The following is a 19631-nucleotide window of genomic DNA, read 5'->3' as shown; positions in this document are numbered from 1 at the left end:
ATGTCGTTGGGCCATGAAGCAGAACTTCACAGTCAGACAGGGCGCGCTCGATGGCGTGGAAGCGTTCCTCAGCGTTGCCCAGCACCGCAATTTTCGCAAAGCGGCCGCAGAGCTTGCGGTGACGCCTTCTGCGATCAGCCAGGCAGTGCGTACGCTCGAGGCGCGCGTCGGCGCGGCGCTGTTCATACGCACGACTCGCAGTGTCGGGTTGACCGAAGCCGGCGAACGATTTCTCCTGCGCGCAAAGCCCGCCTTCGAGGAACTGGTCGCCGCAAGCGAGGTTGCGCGTGACCTTGGGCAGCGGCCTGCCGGACTGTTGCGCCTCACGGCGCCGCGGGCGGTGGTGCCGATCCTGCTGGAGCGGCTGATCGCGTCGTTCTGCCGAGCCTATCCCGAGGTCGAGGTGGAGGTCGCCGCAAGCGCGGAGTTGCTCGATATCGCTGCCGGAGGATTTGACGCCGGCATCCGGCAAGGCCAGTTCATCGAGGCCGATATGATCGCGGTGCGTCTGACGCCGTCGCACCCGCTGACGGTGGTCGGTAGCCCCGACTATCTGCGTCGGCGGCAGCGGCCGGAAGTCATCGACGATCTGCGCCAGCACGCCTGCCTGCGCATGCGCCGCTCAAACGGGTCGATCGCGCCCTGGTCCTTTGTCAACGGCAACGAGGCCGTCGAAGTCGTCGTTTCAGGACCTCTTATCGCCAACGACATGCCCACAATGCTTGGCGCAGCCGTCGAAGGATTGGGCCTTGCGCAGGTGCCCGAGCCGATCGCTGCCGGCGCGGTCAAGGCAGGAAAACTCGTGCAGGTGCTGCAGCCGTTCGCGCCGATGGCGCCGGGTGTGTTTCTCTACTATCCCAGCCGCCATCAAATGACTCCGAAACTGCGGGCCTTCATCGATCACGTGAAGAGCCGCGCGGGCGCTACCAACAAAGCCCGAAGTCACATCGATGACAAGCGAACACGCGGAACGAAAATGCGCTGACGTGGGAGGCGCGGACCGGAATGGATTGAAGACACTTCCAGTCGACGCGATGCATCGATCGCGCAACCGTTTCCGATTCGAATTTCAAACAGCCTCTCCGTTGTCATCGTCCGCCAACGGGTCGGCCGAATGGCCGCCCGATGACAGGCTCCGGCGGACGATCCAGTATTCCAGAGACGCCGGTGCTTGACCCGAGAAGCCGCGGCGTACTGGATCGCCCGGTCAAGCCGGGCGATGACGGCTGGAGGATGTGCGTCCGCATTCTCGCGGCATGAGATGCCCGAGGCTTGCGTAACTTTTCACCCTCAGAGCATGTCGAGGGCGCAGGGAAAGCCGGGTGCGCGCTGCACCCGCGGTCTCGCGTGCATATGTGCATCAAGAATGCGCACACGAGCATACAGGTTCAGCGGAGAGCATCCGGCCTTCCCTGCGCAGTGGCTTTACAGCTTACTTCGTGCTCTTGTGTCCGCAAAATCTGTCAGAATGTGCAAACGGGCGGTTTTGACCAACCGCCCGTTCGCTGGATCTGAGCCCGTTCGTGCTCGAAGGCCATAGAGCCTGCCGGGGAGCGTGGGACAGGTCCGGTGTCTTCCTCAACCCGAACAGTTGCATGGGCTTGGAGCCCGAACCGAGCAAGGAAGGGAGCTGGATGATGGCACAAAATGATCTCGTTGTCGCGGGAATCGATGTCGCCAAGGACAAGGTGGATGTTTGCATTCGTTCGCTGGCTTTGAGGCGCACGTTTGCAGCCACAGCCGAAGGTCGCCGCGAACTGGCATCGTGGCTCCGCCGGCGGAAGGTCAGCAAGGCGGTGATGGAGGCGAGCGGCGGCTACGAGCGCGAGTGGGCCAAGGCGCTGCGTGATGCCAGGATCGAGGTTCGGATCGTCGATCCGAAGCGCGTTCGCAGCTTCGCTCAATCGGCCGGACGGCTCGCCAAGAATGACACGATCGATGCCGAGATGATTGCCTGGTTCGCCGAGACCTTCGACGAAGCTCCGGGCCAAGCCTATGACGCGAAGCGCGAAGAGCTTCATCAGATGGTGAATGCGCGCCAGGCACTGAAGGAGATGCAGACCAAGCTGGAAAGCCAGGGCGAGCATGCGCTGCCGGCCGCGGTGCAGCGGATTCACGCCCGGATCCTGAAGACGATCGGTGTCGAGCTGGTCAAGATCGAGGCCGCGATCTCGGCCAAGATCCAGGCGACGCCGCATTTTACCGAACTCGCCGAGATCATCGAAAGCGTTCCGGGCCTCGCCCGCACCACCTCTGCTGCGCTCATCGCCGCCATGCCGGAACTGGGGCAAGCCAACAACAGGATCGTTGCGGCCTTGTTGGGTGTCGCCCCTTACGATGACGACAGTGGCCGACGTCGAGGCGAGCGGCACATCAAGGGCGGGCGCCGTCGGATCCGCAACGTGTTCTATATGGCCTGCCTTGGGGCGGCGACACAGCACAATCCGGTCCTCAAGGCCTTTTACGATCGCCTGGTTGCCAAGGGAAAAGAAAAGAAGGTGGCGCTGACCGCCTGCATGCGCAAGCTGATCAGCATTCTCAACATCATGATCGAGCGGCGCCAAAAGTGGGATGCCAATCGGTACGCATTGAGCTGATCGAGCGCCTCCTCTGCGCTCGGTCTGCGACCGAGCGCCTGCCAAGCCAAAGGACCGGTGAGCGGACGGGCTCAAGGCCGAAGCCGCCGGAGGCGGTGGCGCTTGCCAGCCTTGAACCCGGCCGATCACTGGTCCAATTCATCACAGTTGCTCCCCGGTGAACGGCTTTCTTGCCACCGTCATCCGCAGAAGCTTGCTTCCGCGAACTTGACGCCAGCACCGCGGCGTCAGGACCACACGACTTCGCCGTACGCGATAGGCCACGCTCGTCAGTCGTAGCTCCCGCGTCCACCGCATCCCACCGCACGTTCGTGACGATCGCGACCCGCCCCTCTCTTGGGTGAGACGCGCGGAGTTATGCCCTTGATTTGCCCGTCGGGGTGAAGCGAAATATTTTTGCACGGGGGGCTGGACAAGGAATTTTGACAATCGACAAGTGATTTGCCCGTCGGGCAATCGCCGGGTTTTCAAGCGCTCAATCACGCACGCTGTAGGAATGCCCGCGTTGTCGGGCACCGTCCGCTGGCATAAGACACGAGATCATATGACCATCCGACCGATTGTCAGATATCCCGACCCTCGGCTTGCGCTCCCGGCGCAGCCCGTGACCGTGTTCGACGGCGCGCTGCGCGATCTGGCGAGAGACTTGCTCGAGACCATGCACGCCGCGCCAGGGATCGGAATCACCGCGCCGCACATCGGCATCTCCCTGCGGGTGGTGGTGCTCGATCTCGACCCCATCGTTGGTGCGCGGACCTATGTCAATCCCGAGATCATCTGGGCATCGCCCGAAACAATCATGCATCAGGAAGGCAGTGTTTCGATGCCCGGGGTCAACGACGACATCCAGCGTCATGCGCGCGTCCGGATCAGCTATCACGACGTCCACGGCAACCTACAAACCGAGGAGTCTGCGGGCCTGCGCGCTGTTTGCCACCAGCATGAGATCGATCAGCTGAACGGCCTGTTCTGGATTCAGCGACTGTCCCGCCTGAAGCGCGAGCGGCTGATCAAGCGATTTGAGAAGGTCTCGCGGGGGTGAGACGGATTTGACGGGATACGCTCCGCTATTCCGCCCGGCCCTTCTTCACTGGTTGAGGCCGCGACCGCTTGCAAAAAACCCGCTCATCGATTATGTATATCCCAATTGGATATACGCGAGATGACACCATGACCAGCTCCACCGTCTTCACCAGCAATCGCAGCCAGGCGGTCCGGCTGCCCAAGGCCGTCGCCTTTCCGGAAGACGTGCATCAGGTCGATATTTTGAAGATCGGCCGCAGCCGCGTGATCGTGCCGCAAGGCAAGCGGTGGGACGATCTGTTCCAGAACGGTCCGCGCGCAAGCGAGGACTTCATGGTCGAACGTGCGCAGCCGCCGGCCGAGGAGCGTGAGCCGCTCTGATGCTCACCTACATGCTCGACACCAATATCTGCATCTATGTCATAAAGAACTATCCGCAGGCTTTGCGCGCGAAGTTCAACTCGCTGGCCGAACAACTCTGCATTTCCAGCATCACGCTCGGCGAGTTGCACTACGGCGCAGAGAAGTCGGCGCGCCGCGCCGACAACCTACTGGCGATCGAAAATTTCGTGGCGCGTCTCGACGTGCTGCCGTTCGGGCCCAAGGCGGCGGCGCATTACGGTCAGGTCCGCTCCGAGCTGGAGCGGGCGGGAACGCCCTGCGGTCCGCATGACATGCAGATCGGCGGTCATGCCCGCAGCGAAGGATTGATCATAGTCACCAACAACATGCGCGAGTTCAGCCGCATGCAGGGGATCAGGGTCGAGAACTGGGTTTGAAACAATCTGAGGATCGTTGATGGGAGCCGAAATGCGGTTGAGCAGACTAAGATACGCGTCAAACCGCTTTGCGCAGGAAGCCCAAGAATCCGTAGCCATGGTTCAATTGCAACAATAATGCGCAGCAGTTCGCAAAGGAAATCCGTCGAAAGCTCCGACGGCTTTGTCATCTTTATGCCTTGGGTCACGCTTCCTAGGAGTGTACGGGTCGGTCGCTATCGTTTTTGTCCGTTGCGTTTGGACGATGTAAAGACACTCGTCGACCGCGACATGGTAGCGACAGTAGAGAGCGCCTTGAAATGTTATGTTCAAAAAAACGGAAAACCCATTGAGAGCTGCACGATTGTTCTTCGAGCTCGCCATCCCCAGGCTTGGAATATCCCTCGCGAGCATTGGAATCATGCGAGTAGTGCGGCCAAAACGCTCGCGTTAGCGTGCTTGTCCGAACAGCGTTTCTTAGAGGGACATTTTAGCCCGCATCTAAATGCAACAATGTTTCATCTGGTTGGGCAAGGCGTCATTGCCGGATCGGACCAGATCGCCCCCTATTTCCCAAGGCGCGGAGGCGGACTCCAAATTGGAGGGTTGCGCTTTAAGGACGTCATGTTTCAAAGGCCGCCTCAAATCGAAGGCACCGACTGTAATATAATCAACGACCAACTCATAGGAGCTCTGGAAAAAGCCAGGCGATCAAAAACCTTCACCGCTAGTGCGATCGATTCTTCGCTTGAAGCCTTTCTGCTTGCCAACGCCGAAACACCGGAGCTGGATTGGAGCAGTTGCATCATGCTCTCGGCGATTGCTTTCGAGCGGCTTCTCGAGCCTTCCAACGGTAGCGCACAAGCATTGGCGACAGCTTTCGCGAACTATTGGGCACCATTTTCAAGACTAACGATCGCCGACGCAAAGCGAATTAAGCCAGATCAAAGATTTGCAGCCGAACAGAAAGGATGGCCGGCACACCGAAAATGGATGAAAGAATTATATGAAGCCCGCAGCGCGGTGGCACATCGAGGTCGCCGCTCCGAGTTCAGTCAGAATTGGCTGGAGTGGCAGCACCTGGTCATAGCTGCTTTCGCATTCCCTCTGATTGTCAAGTTGCGGCTTGCGGAGGATGGACTTTACTCACCGAGTGATCGGGAACTTGGCGCCTACGAGGCATTCGATCAGCTCCTCGATAGCAATTGGGGAAAGGGTTGGAGCAAACCCGCGGAGTGGTCGAGCATCTTGTCGATGGCTGAATCGACCCGCGCGCTACGTAAGATAATAGTCCGAGCTATCGAAAAAACAGGAAAAACAAAGCCGGATGGAGCATAAGGCTTAACGTGCCTGTTTTGGAATCTGGCTATTGTCGCGCGTGATCTAAGACCTTTGCCCTCACTCCCACTCAATCGTCCCCGGCGGTTTTGACGTCACGTCATACACCACCCGGTTGACACCCTTGACCTCGTTGATGATCCGCGTCGCGGTCTCGCCCAAAAACTTCATGTCGAAGGGATAGAAATCCGCGGTCATGCCGTCGGTGGAGGTCACCGCGCGCAGGCCGACGACGAAATCATAGGTGCGGCCGTCGCCCATGACGCCGACGGTCTTCACCGGCAGCAGCACGGCAAAGGCCTGCCAGATGGTGTCGTAGAGGCCGGCCTTGCGGATCTGGTCGATATAGACAGCGTCGGCCTTGCGCAGGATGTCGAGTTTTTCCTTCGTGATCTCGCCGGGGCAGCGGATCGCGAGGCCGGGGCCGGGGAATGGATGGCGGCCGACGAAAATTTCGGGCAGGCCGAGTTCGCGGCCCAGCACGCGGACCTCGTCCTTGAACAATTCGCGCAAGGGTTCGACCAGCTTCATGTTCATGCGCGCCGGAAGGCCGCCGACATTGTGGTGCGACTTGATGGTCACCGAGGGGCCGCCGGTGAAGGAGACGCTTTCGATCACGTCGGGATAGAGCGTGCCCTGCGCCAAAAAGTCCGCGCCGCCGATCTTTTTTGCCTCGACATCGAACACGTCGATGAACAGGCGGCCGATGGTCTTGCGCTTCACTTCGGGGTCGGTGACGCCTTCCAGTTCGCCCAAAAATTGCTTCGACGCATCAACGTGGACCAGCGGGATGTTGTAGTGGTGCCGGAACAGGTCGACGACGGTCTTGGCCTCGTCGAGCCGCAGCATGCCGTGGTCGACGAACACGCAGGTGAGCTGGTCGCCGATCGCCTCGTGGATCAGCACCGCGGCCACGGCCGAATCGACGCCGCCGGAGAGGCCGCAGATCACCCTTCCCTTGCCGACTTGCGCGCGGATCTTTTCGATCGCTTCCTCGCGGAAGGCGCGCATGGTCCAGTCGCCCGTGAGGCCTGCGACCTTGCGGACGAAATTGCGCAGCAGCTTTGCGCCGTCGGGCGTGTGCACCACTTCGGGGTGGAACATCAGGCCGTAATATCGGCGCTTCTCGTCCTGGATCACCGCGAACGGAGCGTTCGGCGACACGCCGGCCACCGTAAAGCCCGGCGGCATCTTGGTGATGCGGTCGCCATGGCTCATCCAGACCTGATGGCGTTCGCCCATCGACCACGCGGATTCGAACAGCTTGCTTTGGGCTTTGACCTCGACATCGGCGCGGCCGAACTCGCGATGATGCCCGCCCTCGACCTCGCCGCCGAGCTGGGCGGCCATGGTCATCTGGCCGTAGCAGATGCCGAGCACGGGAACGCCGGAATCGAAGATGGCTTGCGGCGCGCGCGGCGAGCCTGCCTCGTGCACGGACTCAGGACCGCCGGAGAGGATCACCGCCTTCGGCTTCATCTCCTTGAAGGCCGCTTCGGCCTTCTGGAATGGCACGATTTCGGAATAGACGCCCTCCTCGCGCACCCGGCGCGCGATCAGTTGCGTCACCTGACTGCCGAAATCGACGATCAGAATCTTGTCATGCGCCGAGGCCACTGTTGGCGTCGACTCGCGGGCGGGCGTAGCTGCTGTCATAGCAAGCAGATACGCGACGGGGGGCTGGCTCGCAACCGCGGCAAAGCACTGGCCCACATGCTTCTGCGGGCATGGACATGGCGTATTTAGGTCAGTATCATTGACCTAATTTGTCCAACGGGAAACTCACCCGGAATTTTGGGAGGAAACCATGCCGACGGCTCACAACGCCACGCAGTTCGCCGCCCTCGGGCGCGAATGGATCGCCGCCTGGAATTCCCGCGACCTGGAGCGGGTGCTGGCACTCTATTCCGAGGGCGCCGAAATGACCTCGGACAAGATCCAGGCCCTCGGCTTCGATCCCACCGGAACATTAGCGGGCAAGGCCAAGATCCGGATCTATTGGGGAAAAGCGCTGACGCTGCTGCCCGATCTGCACTTCAGCTTGATCGATCTGTTCATCAGCCCCGACAGCATCGTCGTGTTCTACGCGAACGAGCGCGGCGCCAGGATTTGCGAATATCTGCGGCTGGATGCTGCGGGCAAGATCGTGCAGGGCTCGGCCAACCATCTGGCGCATTGAGGCCGTCATTGCGAGCGATAGCGAAGCAATCCATCTCGCGGCGCAAAGGAAGAATGGATTGCTTCGTCGCGTTGCTCCTCGCAATGACGTTGATGGAGTCGGATTCTCAAGAGGACGCCACACCGACACAAAACAGGACGCTCCCGCATGAAAATTCCCCCACTGCCGTTCACCGTCACGGACTGGAGCAAGGTTGCAGCCACGACGCACCCCGGCGAGACCGGTCAGGCGCACTGGCGCGAACTGAATATCGGCGATCTCCGAGTCCGGATGGTCGAGTACACGCCGGGCTATCTGGCCGATCACTGGTGCAACCGCGGCCACGTGCTGTACGTCGTCGAGGGCGAACTCGATACCGAATTGCGCGACGGCCGGACGTTCAGGCTGTTGCCGGGCATGAGCTACCAGGTGTCCGACCTCGGCGACGCCGCGCATCGCTCGTCGACCAAAACCGGCGCGAAGATTTTTATCGTGGATTAACTCGTCATTGCGAGCGATAGCGAAGCAATCCATCTCGCAGCGTAAAGGAAGAATGGATTGCTTCGTCGCTTCGCTCCTCGCAATGACGGGGATGGAATCGACGCCCGCGCTTTGTCGTCCGTCACCCTGAGGAGCACGCGTAAGCGTGCGTCTCGAAGGGCGACGGCCCGGCTGCTTCTATCCTTCGAGGCTCGCCGAAGACGGCGAGCACCTCGCGGGTGAACGCAATTGCGTTCATCCCGGGGATGACGAACGTTTCAGCACCGACACAAAAAACCCGTCCGTGCCAGTCCGCCGCGGGGTCATCAGCCAGCCTTCCGGCGATTGCAGCGCCGCGTTGGCAAAATCCTCGGCCTTGTCCCACAGCACTGCCGCGGTCTGCTCCGGCGGCACCACCGAAAACTCTGGATGGCGCGCGAGAAAGTTTTTGATCTGGTCGCCGTTCTCCGGCGGCAGCACCGAGCAGGTGATGTAGGCGATCCGCCCGCCCGGCTTGACCAGGGCGCTCGCGCGATCGAGCACCGCGACCTGGTCCTTCAGCCGCACTTCGAGCGCGCCCGGGCGCATCCGCCATTTGGCGTCGGGGTTGCGCCGCCAGGTGCCGGTCCCGGTGCAGGGCGCGTCGATCAGCACCAGGTCGGCCGAGGCGTGGATGTCAAGAAGCGTATCGTTCGGTCCCTTCGGCGTGCGGACATCGGCGTTGTGGACGCCGGCGCGCGACAGCCGTTCGTAGATCGGCGCCAGCTGCCGCTTGTCGTGGTCGGTCGCGATCAGCCGGCCCTTGCCCTGCATCATCGCCGCCAGCGCCAACGTCTTGCCGCCGGCGCCGGCGCAGAGATCGATCACCTGCTCGCCGGGCTTTGCCGCCGACAACAGTGCTGCGAGCTGCGAGCCCTCGTCCTGCACTTCGATGGCGCCCTTGATGAAATCCTCCTCGGCATGGACGCCGGGATTGCGCGCGTCGGCGCCGAGTTCGATGCGGAGCCCAATCGGCGACCACGGCGTCTCCCGGGCGCCGAGATGGGCCAGCGACGGCAGAATTTTTTCGCGTTTTGCCTTCAGCGTGTTGACGCGCAGATCGAGCGGCGCCCGGCTCGCCATCGCGGTCGCCTCGGCGACGCGGTCGTCGCCGAACACCTGCGCCAGATAAGGATCGAGCCATTCCGGGTAATCGCCGGCGATGTGGGCCGGTGCGCCCTCAAGCGATCGCAAGCTCAGCGCCGCGCGCTCGGCCTCGCTCAGCGGCTCCGGCGCAAAGCGTCCGCCGTCGCACAGCGCCGAGATGGCATCGACGTCCATGCCGCGCTCGAGCTTGAGCATGCCGAGCGCCCGGGCGCGCGGCGTGTCGGCGTCCATCAGCCACGCGCTCGAGGCGCGCCGGCGCAGCACGTCCCAGAGCAGGCCGGAGATCGCGGCGCGGTCGCCGGAGCCGGCATAGCGGTGCGCAGTGCCCCACTCCTTCAGCGCTTTCGCCGCGGGAACGCGCTGGGCGTCGATGGTTTCGATCAGTTCAATGGCTGCGGACAGCCGGGCAGCGGGAGTCATCTAGGGCTTTCGGTTGGAGAAAGGCGCGCTTTAGATCAGCAGCAAAATCTTCAGCGCGAAATAGATCCACATCGCCAGCAGCACCAGCACGCCGGCGAACCAGGCCAGCGAACGCGTGCGGACGTCGTTCGAGGTCACAAAGATACCGGCGTGGGCAAAGCGCGTCACCACGAACACCCACGACATCAGCACGATGAAGAGATCGGCGTGGCGCAGCGGCAGCGCCAGCGCGATCAGGGCATAGAACAGCAGCGGAACCTCGAACTGGTTCCTGAAGCTGATCAGGGCATAGAACAGCAGCGGAACCTCGAACTGGTTCCTGAAGCAATTGGCGATCTGGGTGGCGCGTTCCGGCCAGTTCGGCTGGCCGAGCGCAATGTCCTTGAGGCTGATTTCCCGGCCCGTGATCGCGCGGGAGCGCGCCGACGCCATCCAAAGCAGCAGGGCGAAGGTGAGCCCGACCAGCACGAAGACCGGCAGCAAAACCATTTGAACCGACATGAGAATCTCCCCCAGGGCAAGCGAGGTTTAAGCAATAGCGGCCGCGCACCCCCCTGACAATGAACCCGGTCCGGCCGGCTTGAACCACAACCGGCGCTCCGGTGACCAACTATCCAGAGTTCCAGTGATTTCAGCTTTGACGCGACCCCGCGAGATTGCGCGATGAACATCACCTCCCCGATCCTGGCCGGCGCGGCCCATATCGCCGAATTGCCCGGCGATTCCGTGACCGCGCAGGCCGAGGCCAACGACGCCTTTGCGATCCGCTATCGCGTGCTCTGAGCATCAACGCGCAGGCTGCGGCTTCTCGATTCTAACAATTTTTCAAACAACCCTTCAAACAACCTTCACTGCAATTCCGATCGCGCCAACAATGACGGCTGGAATTTCATCAATCCGTCGCCGACAAATATATAATCGGCGCCGGAAGGAATAACGCATGCCCGAATTCCGCCTGACACAGATTTCCGACACCCATCTCGCCCGCCGCCTGACAACCCTGACCGAGAATTTCCATCGCGTCAGCGAACATATCGACGCGACGCGCCCCGATCTCGTCGTCAATTCAGGCGATCTCGCGTTCGACGCCCCGACCCATCCCGACGATCTCGAATTCGCCAGGACGCTGCACGCAGCACTGCCCGTGCCCTGCCGCCATTTGCCGGGCAATCACGACATCGGCGACAACCCGACGGCGGTGGGGCCTGTTCCCACCCATCCGACGACGGAACAACGCCTGCAGACGTTTCGCTCGGTCATCGGCGAGGACCGCTGGCGCTTCGAGGAAGCCGGCTGGTGCTTTATCGGCCTCAATTCGCTGGTCATGAACACCGGGCTCGATAGCGAGGCCGAGCAGTTCGACTGGCTGGCCTCGCGGCTGGCGCACGTCAACGGCAAGCCGGTGGCGCTGTTCGTGCACAAGCCGCTTTTTCTCAACACGCCCGGCGATCCCGAACTTGCCGAGTCGGCGATACGCTACGTTCCCGAGCCCGCACGCCGCCGGCTGATCGACATGCTGGGCAAGGTCGATCTGCGGCTCGTCGCCTCGGGCCACGTCCATCAGCGCCGCGATTTCACTTTTCGCCATGTCCGCCATGTCTGGGCGCCGTCCGCCGGCTTTGTCATCTCCGATGCGCAGCAGGAACTGATCGGCATCAAGCAAACCGGGATGGTCGAATACCGCTTTGCGCCCGACAGCTTTGAGGTGCGTTACGTCAGAGCGCCGGGCCAGGTAGATATCGATCTCGACTCCTTGTTGAAGCGATAGCCCAGCGCCTCGCGTCATGCCTTGTCCGGCCCGGCGCACAGGTGCCGCCGGTTCGGCACTGGCACGGCCGGAGGGGCCGGCCTCATTTCTGGCCTTCGGTGACGTGATTGATTCATTCCGGCGGATGAGGTCGAATACGGTTGGCAATGCCGTATTGGCACGAAAATGCCTGGGCGCCGTTGCCGGTGATAAGGGGATAAAGATGGCAAAGTCGAACGCGGTTCGCTGGATCGTCGGACTGGTGGTCCTGGGAGCGTTCGGCGTCGCCGTCTGGCTGGCGACGCGCCCGCCGCCACTGACCATTCAGGGCGAAGTTTCGGCCGATCGCGTCGACATCAGCCCGCGCGTCGGGGGCCGCATCGGCAAGCTCGGGGCGAATGTCGGCGACATGGTCGAGCGCGGAACGACGATCGCGGAACTCGACAGCCCTCAACTTGTGGCCGCTCTGGTTGCCGCCCGCGCCGCGCTCAGCGTCGCCAATGCCGACCTCGCCCGCATCAACAGCACGCGGCCCGAAACGATCGCCGCCCGCCGTGCCGATTCCGCCGCCGCGCAAGCCGACGTAACGCTCGCCAAGGAAACCTTCGACCGGCAGAATCAGCTGGCAAGTACCGGCAATGCGCCGCAGGCGCGGGTCGACGAAGCCACCCGCAATCTCGAAATGGCGGCGCGGAAGAAAGACGCGGCCGACGCGGCGCTGCAGCTCGCGGTCGCCGGTGCCAGCCCCGAGGAGCGCGCGCTTGCCGCGGCTCAGGTCAAGCAGGCCGAGGCAGCCCTGAGCCAGCGCGAAGTCGACGTCGCAGAACTCGTCATTCGCTCCCCGATCGCGGGCCAGGTCACGACCCGGATTGCCGAACTCGGCGAAAATTTCAGCGCCGGCGCGCCGCTGTTTTCGATGGTCGACATCCGCAACGTCTGGTTCACGTTCAATCTGCGCGAGGATCTGCTTGGCGGCCTCAAGGTCGGCGACACCTTCGAGGTGACGGTTCCGGCGCTGCAGTCGGAGCGCATTCCGGTACGCGTCACCGTGATCAACGTGCAGGGACAGTATGCGACCTGGCGGGCGACGCGCGCCACCGGCGAATTCGACCTGCGCACCTTCGAGGTCCGCGCCGCGCCGGTCCAGCCAAGAGAGGGATTGCGGCCGGGCATGAGCGCGATTGCGTCCTGGGCCGAACGAGGACGCTGAAATGCGATCGCGCGCTGGCCTTCGGTTTGGCTTCCGCCTGGTGTTCTGGCGGGAGCTGCGCTGGCTTCGCCGGCGTTATTTCCTGCTCGCCCTGACGACGCTGGTGCCGCTCGGTCTGATGGCGTTGCTGATCGCGATTTTCAGCGCGGGACTGGCGACGCGGCTGCCAATCGGCGTCCTTGATCTGGATCATTCCGACCTGTCGCGCACCGTCGTCCGGATGGTCGACGCGACGCCGGATGCTGCCGTCGACGTCCATGTCGGCGAACTCGCAGCGGGGCGGCAGCTGATTCAGTCGGGCCAGATATACGGCCTGCTGATGCTGCCGAAAGACCTGCAGCGCGACGTCTTCGCCGGCCGCCGGCCGGAGGTGGTGTTCTTCTACAACACCCAGAAGATGACCTCCGGAAACATCGTTCTGCGCGGCGTCAGCAATGCGGTGCCGACGGCAGCCGCCGGCATTCGCCTGTCGCTGCGGACCGAACAGGGCCAGCCCGCCGATGTTGCGCAGGCCGACCTCACGCCGATTCCAGTGCAAACCAACGCGCTGTTCAATCCGACGCTGAACTACGTGCATTTTCTGCTCGCCGCGCTGCTGCCCAGCCTGCTGCAGATCGTGATCGTGACGACATCGTCGTATTCGGCCGGAATGGATATCGAGACCAATCACCGGCTGCGGATATTGCGGCGCCTGGGCGGCGGGCTGTGGCCCGCGGTCGCCGGTAAGCTGCTGCCCTACACCATCCTCTATCTGGTGATCCTGCTGGTTTCGGACAGCATTCTTTTTCACTTCTTCGATTTGCCGCTACGCGGCAGCGGAACGCTGCTGCTGTTCGCGGGCATTCTCTTCATCCTCGCCTGCCAGCTGATCGGCACCGTGCTGGCCCTCGTCCTCAAGCCGATGGCCAGCGCCGTCAGCATCGGATCGCTGCTGACGGCGCCCGCTTTCGGCTACATGGGCGTGAGTTTTCCGCGGCATGGCATGAACGCCTTCGCCTATGAGTGGGGCGAGATCCTGCCCGGCACCTGGTACCTGATGGCGCGGATCGACCAAACCATCCGGGGAACACCACTCGACCTGTCCTGGAAACCGGTGTTCGTTCTCTGCGCCATCGTGACCGGCCTTGCAGCTCTCCTCGGCCTGTTGCTCGAGACGCGGCGCAAGCAGACCGACTCCGGCAAGCGCCCTGCATTGGATACCGCCCGGGAGACCGTGCCATGAAAGCGACGCTGGCCGTGCTGCGAAACGAACTGCATCGGATCCTCGCGCTGCGGCCGGCCTTTTCCGTGCTCGTCGTTGCCACCATCCTCTATGCCGCGTTTTACCCTCAACCCTATGTCAACGAGGCGCTGCGCGACCTCCCGATCGCCATCGTCGACCGCGACAACACGCTCGGCAGCCGCGAACTGGCGCGCCGCGTCGATGCCACGCCCGATGTCGCGATCACCATGGCGCTGCCGGACCTCGCGACCGCCGAGCGCGAAGTCTATGCGCGGCGAATCTCCGGCATCCTGCTGATTCCCCAGTACTTCGAGCGCGACCTCTTGCACGGCCGGCCCTCGCCGGTCGCACTCTACGCCGACGCCAGTTACTTCCTCACCTATCAGCGCATATCGGGCGGCGTCAGCGCGGCTGCGCGAACGCTGGGGACCGAGGTCGAAACCGCGCGGCTGATCGCGGCCGGCGTCGAACCCGCGCTCGCGGGCGCCGCAGCCGATCCGATGCCGTTGACCGCTGTCGCGCTGTTCAACCCGCAAGCCGGCTATGCGACATATCTGCTGCCGGCCGCGTTCGTGTTGCTGCTGCAGCAGACGCTGCTGATCGGCGTGGGGCTGCTCGGCACGCTGCCCGGCGGCCGGTTCGGCTCGCGCGACGGCGCCGCAGCCAATGCCGGGCCGCTCGCGAGCGTCGCCGGAAAGCTTCTGGCCTACCTCGTGCTCGAAGCAGTGGTGCTGCCATTTTATCTGATCGTCCTGCCGTATCTCTACGGCCTGCCGCGGCTCGGGTCGGCGGTCGAGATTCTGATCCTCGCGCTTCCCTTTGTGCTCGCCGTCAGCGGGCTCGGCATGGTGATCGCCGCGATCTTCCGCTCGCCGCTGGCGGTCCAGCTTGCTTTTGCGGCGATCGGCTTGCCGTTCTTCTTCCTGGCCGGCTTCGCCTGGCCCCCGGAAGCCATTCCTCACGCTATCAGGATCGCATCAATTCTGGTGCCGAGCAGTGCCGCGATCGACGGCTTCGTCAAACTCAGCCAGCTCGGCGCGCCGCTGTTCGACGCGCGAAGCGAATTCCTGACGCTGTGGGCGCTTGCGATCCTCTACGGCGGCACAGCGCTGGCGCTTGAGATCAGGGATCGCCGCGCATCGCCCATCGCGCCTGCCTGACCAAGCAGGCAAGATCGGTGTCATTTCAGGGTCCGCCGCCCGGCGCGGCGGACCGGTGCCGATGATCCGGACGCCCGCTTGAACAGCGAAGCGCCACAAGGGCCCGTCAGTATCCCTGTACGGAATAGGCCGGGGAAGCTAGCAAGGCGGTGCCGTATCCCACGGGGCCGTCGCGAACGCGCCCACGCGCGGCCCCGGATTGCAGGACTGCCCCCTGAGATAGACCGGGGGAGGCGCGGTGCCGACGTCGGAGTCCACCGCATAATGCCGCGTCACGTGATGCTCACGAGCCGCGACAGGCGTTGCCAGCATGGCGACCGCGATCAAGCCGGCCGATAGAACGGTAAGGTTGGTCATTGATCTTCTCCAGGAATGAGAGAGGCCAACGATGAACGGCCTCCCAATGCGACACATGGGAAGTCAACGGCCCGCTTGAATGCAAAATCCTCTCACCTTGTTTCAAGGTGGCGTGAGGCGGCCGCGCGCCAACATCACGAATTGCGGCGTCGCGGTTGATCCACGATGCGGCGGTTACGTTCGGTCAGGCCCGACGCGCACGAGCTGCTTGCCGAAATTGGCGCCCTTCAAGAGGCCCATAAAGGCGGCGGGCGCGCTGTCGAGCCCTTCGGTGACGAACTCCTTGTGCTTGACCTTGCCCTCGCGCACCCAGGTCGACATGTCGCGCAGGAAATCGCCGTGACGCGCGGCAAAATCGCTGACGATGAAGCCGCGGATGGTGAGGCGCTTGGTCAGCACGTTGCGCATCATCGCCGACGCCCATTTCGGCGCTGATGCCTCGGTGTCGTTGTAATGCGCGATCAGGCCGCAGACGGGCACGCGCGCGAACGCGTTGAGCAACGGGAACACCGCCTCGAACACCGCGCCGCCGACGTTCTCGAAATAGACGTCGATACCTTTCGGGCAGGCCTCTTTCAGCTTCGCCGCAAGCTGCGGGTCGCGGTGATCGAGGCAATCGTCAAAGCCGAGTTCCTTTTTGACGTAGTCGCATTTGTCCTTGCCGCCGGCGATACCGACCGCGCGTGCGCCCTTGATCCGCGCGATCTGTCCGACCGCCGAGCCGACCGCGCCGGAGGCGGCCGCGACCACCACGGTCTCGCCGGCCTGCGGCTTGCCGATATCGAGCAGGCCGGTATAGGCGGTCATGCCGGGCATGCCGAGCACGCCGACCGCGGTCGAGATCGGCGCGATCTTCGGATCGATCTTTGCCAGTCCCTTGCCGTCGGAGATGGCATGGGTCTGCCAGCCGGCGCGCGACAGCACGATGTCGCCCTTGGCAAAACCGGGATTGTTGGATGCCGCGACCTCGCTGACCGTGCCGCCCTCCATCACGCCGCCGACCGGCACCGGCGCCGCATAGGACGGCCCCTCGCTCATGCGTCCGCGCATATAGGGATCGAGCGACAGCCAGATGGTGCGCAACAGCACCTCGCCCGCGCCCGGCGCGGGAGCGGTGTATTCCTCAAGGCGGAAATCGGAAGCCTTGGGCTCGCCGACGGGGCGAGCGGCGAGAACGACGCGTTTTGCTTGTTGCGACATGATTGTTTCCTCCGGTTTTATTGTTTTTCGTCATTGCGAGGAGCGAAGCGACGAAGCAATCCAGCCTTTGATATGGAACTCGTCGCTATGGATTGCTTCGCTGCGCTCGCAATGACGGTTTTCGAATTCCTCAATACCACCTGTATTCTAAAATATCAGGCCGCGATTTTGGCGAGTGCCGCTTCGAACGCGGCAGCGGCGCTCGGCAGATCCGTGAAGGCAAGCCCGCTATCCGCGGTCTGCTTCTGCGCTTCGGTCGCGGTGGGACAAATTTCCGCGATCGGCTTTCCGCCGTCGAGCAGGGCTAGCGGCGCGATCACGTGAAACTCGTGGGCTTCGACCGGCTGGTCCTTCAAGAGAAAGACGCCGAGCGAGACGATGTCCTTGCCGCGCCGGTATGAAATATAGCGGTCGACCGCAACCGAGCCGTCGCGCTGCATGCCGCCCAGTTTCGCGTAGCCTTTGGAATCCAGCAGTTTGTGGGCCTTGAAGCCCTTGACGCCCGCAGACCTTGCTTTCGCGGTCTCCTCCGACAGGTCGTATTTGGCGGCCATCGCCTTGCCGATTTCGGCGAGTTGCTCCGACATGGCGTGCTCGAGTTCTTTCACCTCGGTACGCGGCTTCGACGGGTTGCGCGGCCTGGACGTATCGCGCTTCTCCATCTCGGCCTTGCATCGCGCGACGATCTCGGCGGCGGATTTCCGCTCGGCATTGGCGAGCAGGTTCTTCAAATCCTGTTTTGAAAGCGCGGCAATTCGTTCGTCCGACCAATCGACCATATTCAACTAAACCCCGCCCGGGTAATTCGGGCTCTCGCGCGTGATGGTGACGTCGTGGACGTGGCTCTCGCGCAAGCCGGCGCCGGTGATGCGCACGAACTGCGCCTTGTCGTGGAATTCGGCGAGGTTTCGCGCCCCGATATACCCCATCGCGGCGCGCAGGCCGCCGGCGAGCTGATGCATGACATTGCCGACCGGGCCCTTGTATGGCACCTGGCCCTCGATGCCCTCCGGCACCAGTTTCAGCGTGTCCTTGATGTCCTGCTGGAAATAGCGGTCGGCCGAGCCGCGCGCCATCGCGCCGACCGAGCCCATGCCGCGATAGGCCTTGTAGGAGCGGCCCTGCCACAGGAACACATCGCCCGGCGTCTCGTCGGTACCGGCCAGCAGCGAGCCGACCATCGCGATGTCGGCGCCGGCGGCGAGCGCCTTGGCCAGATCGCCGGAATATTTTATGCCGCCGTCGGCGATCACGGGGATATCAGCCCTCTTCGCGGCTTCCACCGCGTCCATGATCGCGGTGAGCTGCGGCACGCCGACGCCGGCGACGATGCGCGTGGTGCAGATCGAGCCCGGCCCAATGCCGACCTTGATCGAATCCGCGCCGGCATCGATCAGCGCCTGCGCGCCCTCTTTGGTCGCGATATTGCCGGCGATGACCTGCACCGCGTTGGAGAGCCGCTTGATGCGGTTGACGGCCTCCAGAACCCGCGAGGAATGGCCATGCGCGGTGTCGACCACGATCAGGTCGACGCCGGCATCGATCAGCCGCTCGGTACGCTCGTAGCCGCCCTCACCGACGGTGGTCGCCGCGGCCACACGCAAGCGGCCTTGCGCGTCCTTGCAGGCCAGCGGATGCGCGACCGCCTTTTCCATGTCCTTGACGGTAATCAGGCCGACGCAGCGATATTGATCGTCGACCACGAGCAGTTTTTCGATGCGGTGCTTGTGCAGCATCCGCTTGGCCTCGTCCTGGCTGACGCCTTCGCGCACCGTGACCAGGTTTTCGTGCGTCATCAGTTCGGAAATCTTCTGGCGCGGATCGGTCGCAAAGCGCACATCGCGGTTGGTGAGAATGCCGACCAGTTTTCCGGGCACACCCTTGGTCGCGCCAGTCACCACGGGAATGCCGGAGAATCCGTGGTCGTTCATCAGCGCCAACGCGTCCGACAGCATCGCGTCGGGACCGATCGTCAGCGGATTGACCACCATGCCGGATTCGTACTTCTTGACCTGCCGCACCTGGGCGGCCTGGCCCTCGACATCGAAATTGCGATGGATGACGCCGACGCCGCCGGCCTGCGCCATCGCGATCGCCATGCGTGCTTCGGTCACCGTGTCCATCGCGGAGGCGATGATCGGAATATTGAGCGGGATCGCGCGGGTGACGTGGGAGCGGATATCGGCCTCGGAGGGCAGGATGTCCGAGAGACCGGGTTTTAGAAGCACATCGTCGAACGTATAGGCTTCGCGGATTGCCTGAAGTCCCTGCGCCATTGCCAACTCCTTTTGGCGGCCATCCGCCGCGATATGATTTACGGATGAACGTCGCCTTCGGCGATGCTACCGGCATCGCCGTCGAATCGAAGCCCATCGGTGGGGTTGACGGCGGTCGATAGCATGGCGGGACGCCGAATCAAAGCGTTTGCCAGCCATGCACAGGCTTTTTGCGAAGCCGGCCGCGTTGGAGGCTAGCGAGGATAACCCCGCGGCTGGCCGTGCCGGCGGATCGCCTCCACCACCTCCCGGTGCCGGCGGTCTTCCCGCTTCATGTGGATCGCGATCACCGCGTGCGCCGAGGGCACCAGCAGCAGGACGTGGAAAACCAGCCCGAAAAGCGCGCAAAACACCATCAGGACCAGGTTGAAGATCGCCGAAAACGGCTGCCCGTTCAGGAGCAGGCCGAGCGGCGGCAGCAAAGCGGCCAGCACGTAGATCATCGCAAGCCTCTCATTATCGGAAGATTCGGGCACCTGGCTCGGTGCATACCAGCGTCACGCAGGATTTAGGTGGTTTGGCCGGTTCCGCAATAGCGT

General features: G+C 63.1%; 20 protein-coding genes. 12 read left to right on the top strand and 8 right to left on the bottom strand.

Annotation, left to right across the window (positions count from 1 at the left end; translation table 11 throughout):
- The first annotated feature begins 13 nt into the window (after positions 1 to 13).
- The 6 genes from V1289_RS42460 (at position 14) to V1289_RS42435 (ending at position 5716) form a co-directional block, all read left to right on the top strand.
- On the top strand, positions 14 to 985 hold the full coding sequence (locus V1289_RS42460; protein WP_334405399.1) for a LysR family transcriptional regulator: 972 nt from the start codon (positions 14 to 16) through the stop codon (positions 983 to 985).
- 649 nt (positions 986 to 1634) lie between these two features.
- Positions 1635 to 2597, top strand: coding sequence for an IS110 family transposase (locus V1289_RS42455; protein ID WP_334395129.1), 963 nt, complete (start codon positions 1635 to 1637; stop codon positions 2595 to 2597).
- 544 nt (positions 2598 to 3141) lie between these two features.
- On the top strand, positions 3142 to 3639 hold the full coding sequence (locus V1289_RS42450) for a peptide deformylase (RefSeq protein ID WP_334407892.1): 498 nt from the start codon (positions 3142 to 3144) through the stop codon (positions 3637 to 3639).
- Between the two features lie 128 nt (positions 3640 to 3767).
- Positions 3768 to 4001: a type II toxin-antitoxin system VapB family antitoxin gene (vapB, locus tag V1289_RS42445; protein ID WP_334405397.1), complete on the top strand. Its 234-nt coding sequence runs from the start codon at positions 3768 to 3770 to the stop codon at positions 3999 to 4001.
- Complete coding sequence (vapC, locus tag V1289_RS42440; RefSeq protein WP_334405395.1) at positions 4001 to 4399, top strand: type II toxin-antitoxin system tRNA(fMet)-specific endonuclease VapC; 399 nt, start codon at positions 4001 to 4003, stop codon at positions 4397 to 4399. The genes vapB and vapC overlap by 1 nt, the downstream gene beginning before the upstream one ends.
- Before the next feature lie 117 nt (positions 4400 to 4516).
- The gene (locus tag V1289_RS42435; RefSeq protein ID WP_334405393.1) at positions 4517 to 5716 is read left to right on the top strand and encodes a hypothetical protein; all 1200 of its coding nucleotides are present in this window, start codon (positions 4517 to 4519) and stop codon (positions 5714 to 5716) included.
- A 60-nt stretch (positions 5717 to 5776) separates the two neighbouring features.
- Here V1289_RS42435 and guaA read toward each other — a convergent pair whose 3' ends face one another.
- Positions 5777 to 7372: a glutamine-hydrolyzing GMP synthase gene (gene guaA, locus V1289_RS42430; protein WP_334405391.1), complete on the bottom strand. Its 1596-nt coding sequence runs from the start codon at positions 7370 to 7372 to the stop codon at positions 5777 to 5779.
- Between the two features lie 151 nt (positions 7373 to 7523).
- Between guaA and V1289_RS42425 the strand changes: the two genes are divergently transcribed.
- Positions 7524 to 7895: a nuclear transport factor 2 family protein gene (locus tag V1289_RS42425; RefSeq protein WP_334405389.1), complete on the top strand. Its 372-nt coding sequence runs from the start codon at positions 7524 to 7526 to the stop codon at positions 7893 to 7895.
- A 147-nt stretch (positions 7896 to 8042) separates the two neighbouring features.
- Complete coding sequence (locus V1289_RS42420) at positions 8043 to 8375, top strand: DHCW motif cupin fold protein (protein ID WP_334405388.1); 333 nt, start codon at positions 8043 to 8045, stop codon at positions 8373 to 8375.
- A gap of 234 nt (positions 8376 to 8609) precedes the next feature.
- Here the strand turns inward: V1289_RS42420 and V1289_RS42415 are convergent, their stop codons facing one another.
- Positions 8610 to 9920, bottom strand: a complete 1311-nt coding sequence (locus tag V1289_RS42415; protein WP_334405386.1) for an RsmB/NOP family class I SAM-dependent RNA methyltransferase — start codon at positions 9918 to 9920, stop codon at positions 8610 to 8612.
- Positions 9921 to 9950: 30 nt separating this feature from the next.
- A complete protein-coding gene (locus V1289_RS42410; RefSeq protein ID WP_334405384.1) occupies positions 9951 to 10421 on the bottom strand; it encodes an MAPEG family protein in 471 nt (156 codons plus the stop codon).
- A 439-nt stretch (positions 10422 to 10860) separates the two neighbouring features.
- Here V1289_RS42410 and V1289_RS42405 point away from each other — a divergent pair, with 439 nt between their 5' ends.
- The 4 genes from V1289_RS42405 to V1289_RS42390 all read left to right on the top strand — a co-directional run bounded on the left by V1289_RS42405 (position 10861) and on the right by V1289_RS42390 (position 15259).
- Positions 10861 to 11688 carry a metallophosphoesterase family protein gene (locus V1289_RS42405; protein ID WP_334405383.1) on the top strand — a complete coding sequence of 276 codons (828 nt, stop codon included), beginning with the start codon at positions 10861 to 10863 and terminating at the stop codon, positions 11686 to 11688.
- A 202-nt stretch (positions 11689 to 11890) separates the two neighbouring features.
- Positions 11891 to 12877, top strand: coding sequence for an HlyD family secretion protein (locus tag V1289_RS42400; protein WP_334405381.1), 987 nt, complete (start codon positions 11891 to 11893; stop codon positions 12875 to 12877).
- A gap of 1 nt (position 12878) precedes the next feature.
- Positions 12879 to 14099 carry an ABC transporter permease gene (locus V1289_RS42395; protein ID WP_334405379.1) on the top strand — a complete coding sequence of 407 codons (1221 nt, stop codon included), beginning with the start codon at positions 12879 to 12881 and terminating at the stop codon, positions 14097 to 14099.
- Positions 14096 to 15259: an ABC transporter permease gene (locus V1289_RS42390; RefSeq protein WP_334405377.1), complete on the top strand. Its 1164-nt coding sequence runs from the start codon at positions 14096 to 14098 to the stop codon at positions 15257 to 15259. Before V1289_RS42395 ends, V1289_RS42390 begins: the two co-directional genes overlap by 4 nt.
- A 138-nt stretch (positions 15260 to 15397) precedes the next feature.
- Here the strand turns inward: V1289_RS42390 and V1289_RS42385 are convergent, their stop codons facing one another.
- The 5 genes from V1289_RS42385 to V1289_RS42365 form a co-directional block, all read right to left on the bottom strand.
- The gene (locus V1289_RS42385) at positions 15398 to 15616 is read right to left on the bottom strand and encodes a hypothetical protein (protein WP_334405375.1); all 219 of its coding nucleotides are present in this window, start codon (positions 15614 to 15616) and stop codon (positions 15398 to 15400) included.
- A gap of 174 nt (positions 15617 to 15790) precedes the next feature.
- Positions 15791 to 16816: an NADP-dependent oxidoreductase gene (locus tag V1289_RS42380; protein ID WP_334405374.1), complete on the bottom strand. Its 1026-nt coding sequence runs from the start codon at positions 16814 to 16816 to the stop codon at positions 15791 to 15793.
- 155 nt (positions 16817 to 16971) lie between these two features.
- Complete coding sequence (locus tag V1289_RS42375) at positions 16972 to 17595, bottom strand: hypothetical protein (RefSeq protein WP_334407891.1); 624 nt, start codon at positions 17593 to 17595, stop codon at positions 16972 to 16974.
- A 6-nt stretch (positions 17596 to 17601) separates the two neighbouring features.
- Positions 17602 to 19092 carry an IMP dehydrogenase gene (gene guaB, locus V1289_RS42370; protein ID WP_334405372.1) on the bottom strand — a complete coding sequence of 497 codons (1491 nt, stop codon included), beginning with the start codon at positions 19090 to 19092 and terminating at the stop codon, positions 17602 to 17604.
- Between the two features lie 194 nt (positions 19093 to 19286).
- Positions 19287 to 19535, bottom strand: coding sequence for a hypothetical protein (locus V1289_RS42365; protein ID WP_334405370.1), 249 nt, complete (start codon positions 19533 to 19535; stop codon positions 19287 to 19289).
- Between the last annotated feature and the right edge of the window lie 96 nt (positions 19536 to 19631).

It is taken from the genome of Bradyrhizobium sp. AZCC 2289 (assembly GCF_036924615.1).
Taxonomy (GTDB): domain Bacteria; phylum Pseudomonadota; class Alphaproteobacteria; order Rhizobiales; family Xanthobacteraceae; genus Bradyrhizobium.
Note: the sequence above shows the minus strand (reverse complement) of the source record. Positions and strands in the feature narration are given on the sequence as shown.

What these genes read in the sequence shown, in the direction of transcription:
- V1289_RS42460 (WP_334405399.1), top strand. Translation starts at nt 14, where the DNA reads ATGAAGCAGAACTTCACAGTCAGACAGGGCGCGCTCGATGGCGTGGAA.
- V1289_RS42455 (WP_334395129.1), top strand. Translation starts at nt 1,635, where the DNA reads ATGATGGCACAAAATGATCTCGTTGTCGCGGGAATCGATGTCGCCAAG.
- V1289_RS42450 (WP_334407892.1), top strand. Translation starts at nt 3,142, where the DNA reads ATGACCATCCGACCGATTGTCAGATATCCCGACCCTCGGCTTGCGCTC.
- vapB (WP_334405397.1), top strand. Translation starts at nt 3,768, where the DNA reads ATGACCAGCTCCACCGTCTTCACCAGCAATCGCAGCCAGGCGGTCCGG.
- vapC (WP_334405395.1), top strand. Translation starts at nt 4,001, where the DNA reads ATGCTCACCTACATGCTCGACACCAATATCTGCATCTATGTCATAAAG.
- V1289_RS42435 (WP_334405393.1), top strand. Translation starts at nt 4,517, where the DNA reads ATGCGCAGCAGTTCGCAAAGGAAATCCGTCGAAAGCTCCGACGGCTTT.
- guaA (WP_334405391.1), bottom strand. Translation starts at nt 7,372, where the DNA reads ATGACAGCAGCTACGCCCGCCCGCGAGTCGACGCCAACAGTGGCCTCG.
- V1289_RS42425 (WP_334405389.1), top strand. Translation starts at nt 7,524, where the DNA reads ATGCCGACGGCTCACAACGCCACGCAGTTCGCCGCCCTCGGGCGCGAA.
- V1289_RS42420 (WP_334405388.1), top strand. Translation starts at nt 8,043, where the DNA reads ATGAAAATTCCCCCACTGCCGTTCACCGTCACGGACTGGAGCAAGGTT.
- V1289_RS42415 (WP_334405386.1), bottom strand. Translation starts at nt 9,920, where the DNA reads ATGACTCCCGCTGCCCGGCTGTCCGCAGCCATTGAACTGATCGAAACC.
- V1289_RS42410 (WP_334405384.1), bottom strand. Translation starts at nt 10,421, where the DNA reads ATGTCGGTTCAAATGGTTTTGCTGCCGGTCTTCGTGCTGGTCGGGCTC.
- V1289_RS42405 (WP_334405383.1), top strand. Translation starts at nt 10,861, where the DNA reads ATGCCCGAATTCCGCCTGACACAGATTTCCGACACCCATCTCGCCCGC.
- V1289_RS42400 (WP_334405381.1), top strand. Translation starts at nt 11,891, where the DNA reads ATGGCAAAGTCGAACGCGGTTCGCTGGATCGTCGGACTGGTGGTCCTG.
- V1289_RS42395 (WP_334405379.1), top strand. Translation starts at nt 12,879, where the DNA reads ATGCGATCGCGCGCTGGCCTTCGGTTTGGCTTCCGCCTGGTGTTCTGG.
- V1289_RS42390 (WP_334405377.1), top strand. Translation starts at nt 14,096, where the DNA reads ATGAAAGCGACGCTGGCCGTGCTGCGAAACGAACTGCATCGGATCCTC.
- V1289_RS42385 (WP_334405375.1), bottom strand. Translation starts at nt 15,616, where the DNA reads ATGACCAACCTTACCGTTCTATCGGCCGGCTTGATCGCGGTCGCCATG.
- V1289_RS42380 (WP_334405374.1), bottom strand. Translation starts at nt 16,816, where the DNA reads ATGTCGCAACAAGCAAAACGCGTCGTTCTCGCCGCTCGCCCCGTCGGC.
- V1289_RS42375 (WP_334407891.1), bottom strand. Translation starts at nt 17,595, where the DNA reads ATGGTCGATTGGTCGGACGAACGAATTGCCGCGCTTTCAAAACAGGAT.
- guaB (WP_334405372.1), bottom strand. Translation starts at nt 19,092, where the DNA reads ATGGCGCAGGGACTTCAGGCAATCCGCGAAGCCTATACGTTCGACGAT.
- V1289_RS42365 (WP_334405370.1), bottom strand. Translation starts at nt 19,535, where the DNA reads ATGATCTACGTGCTGGCCGCTTTGCTGCCGCCGCTCGGCCTGCTCCTG.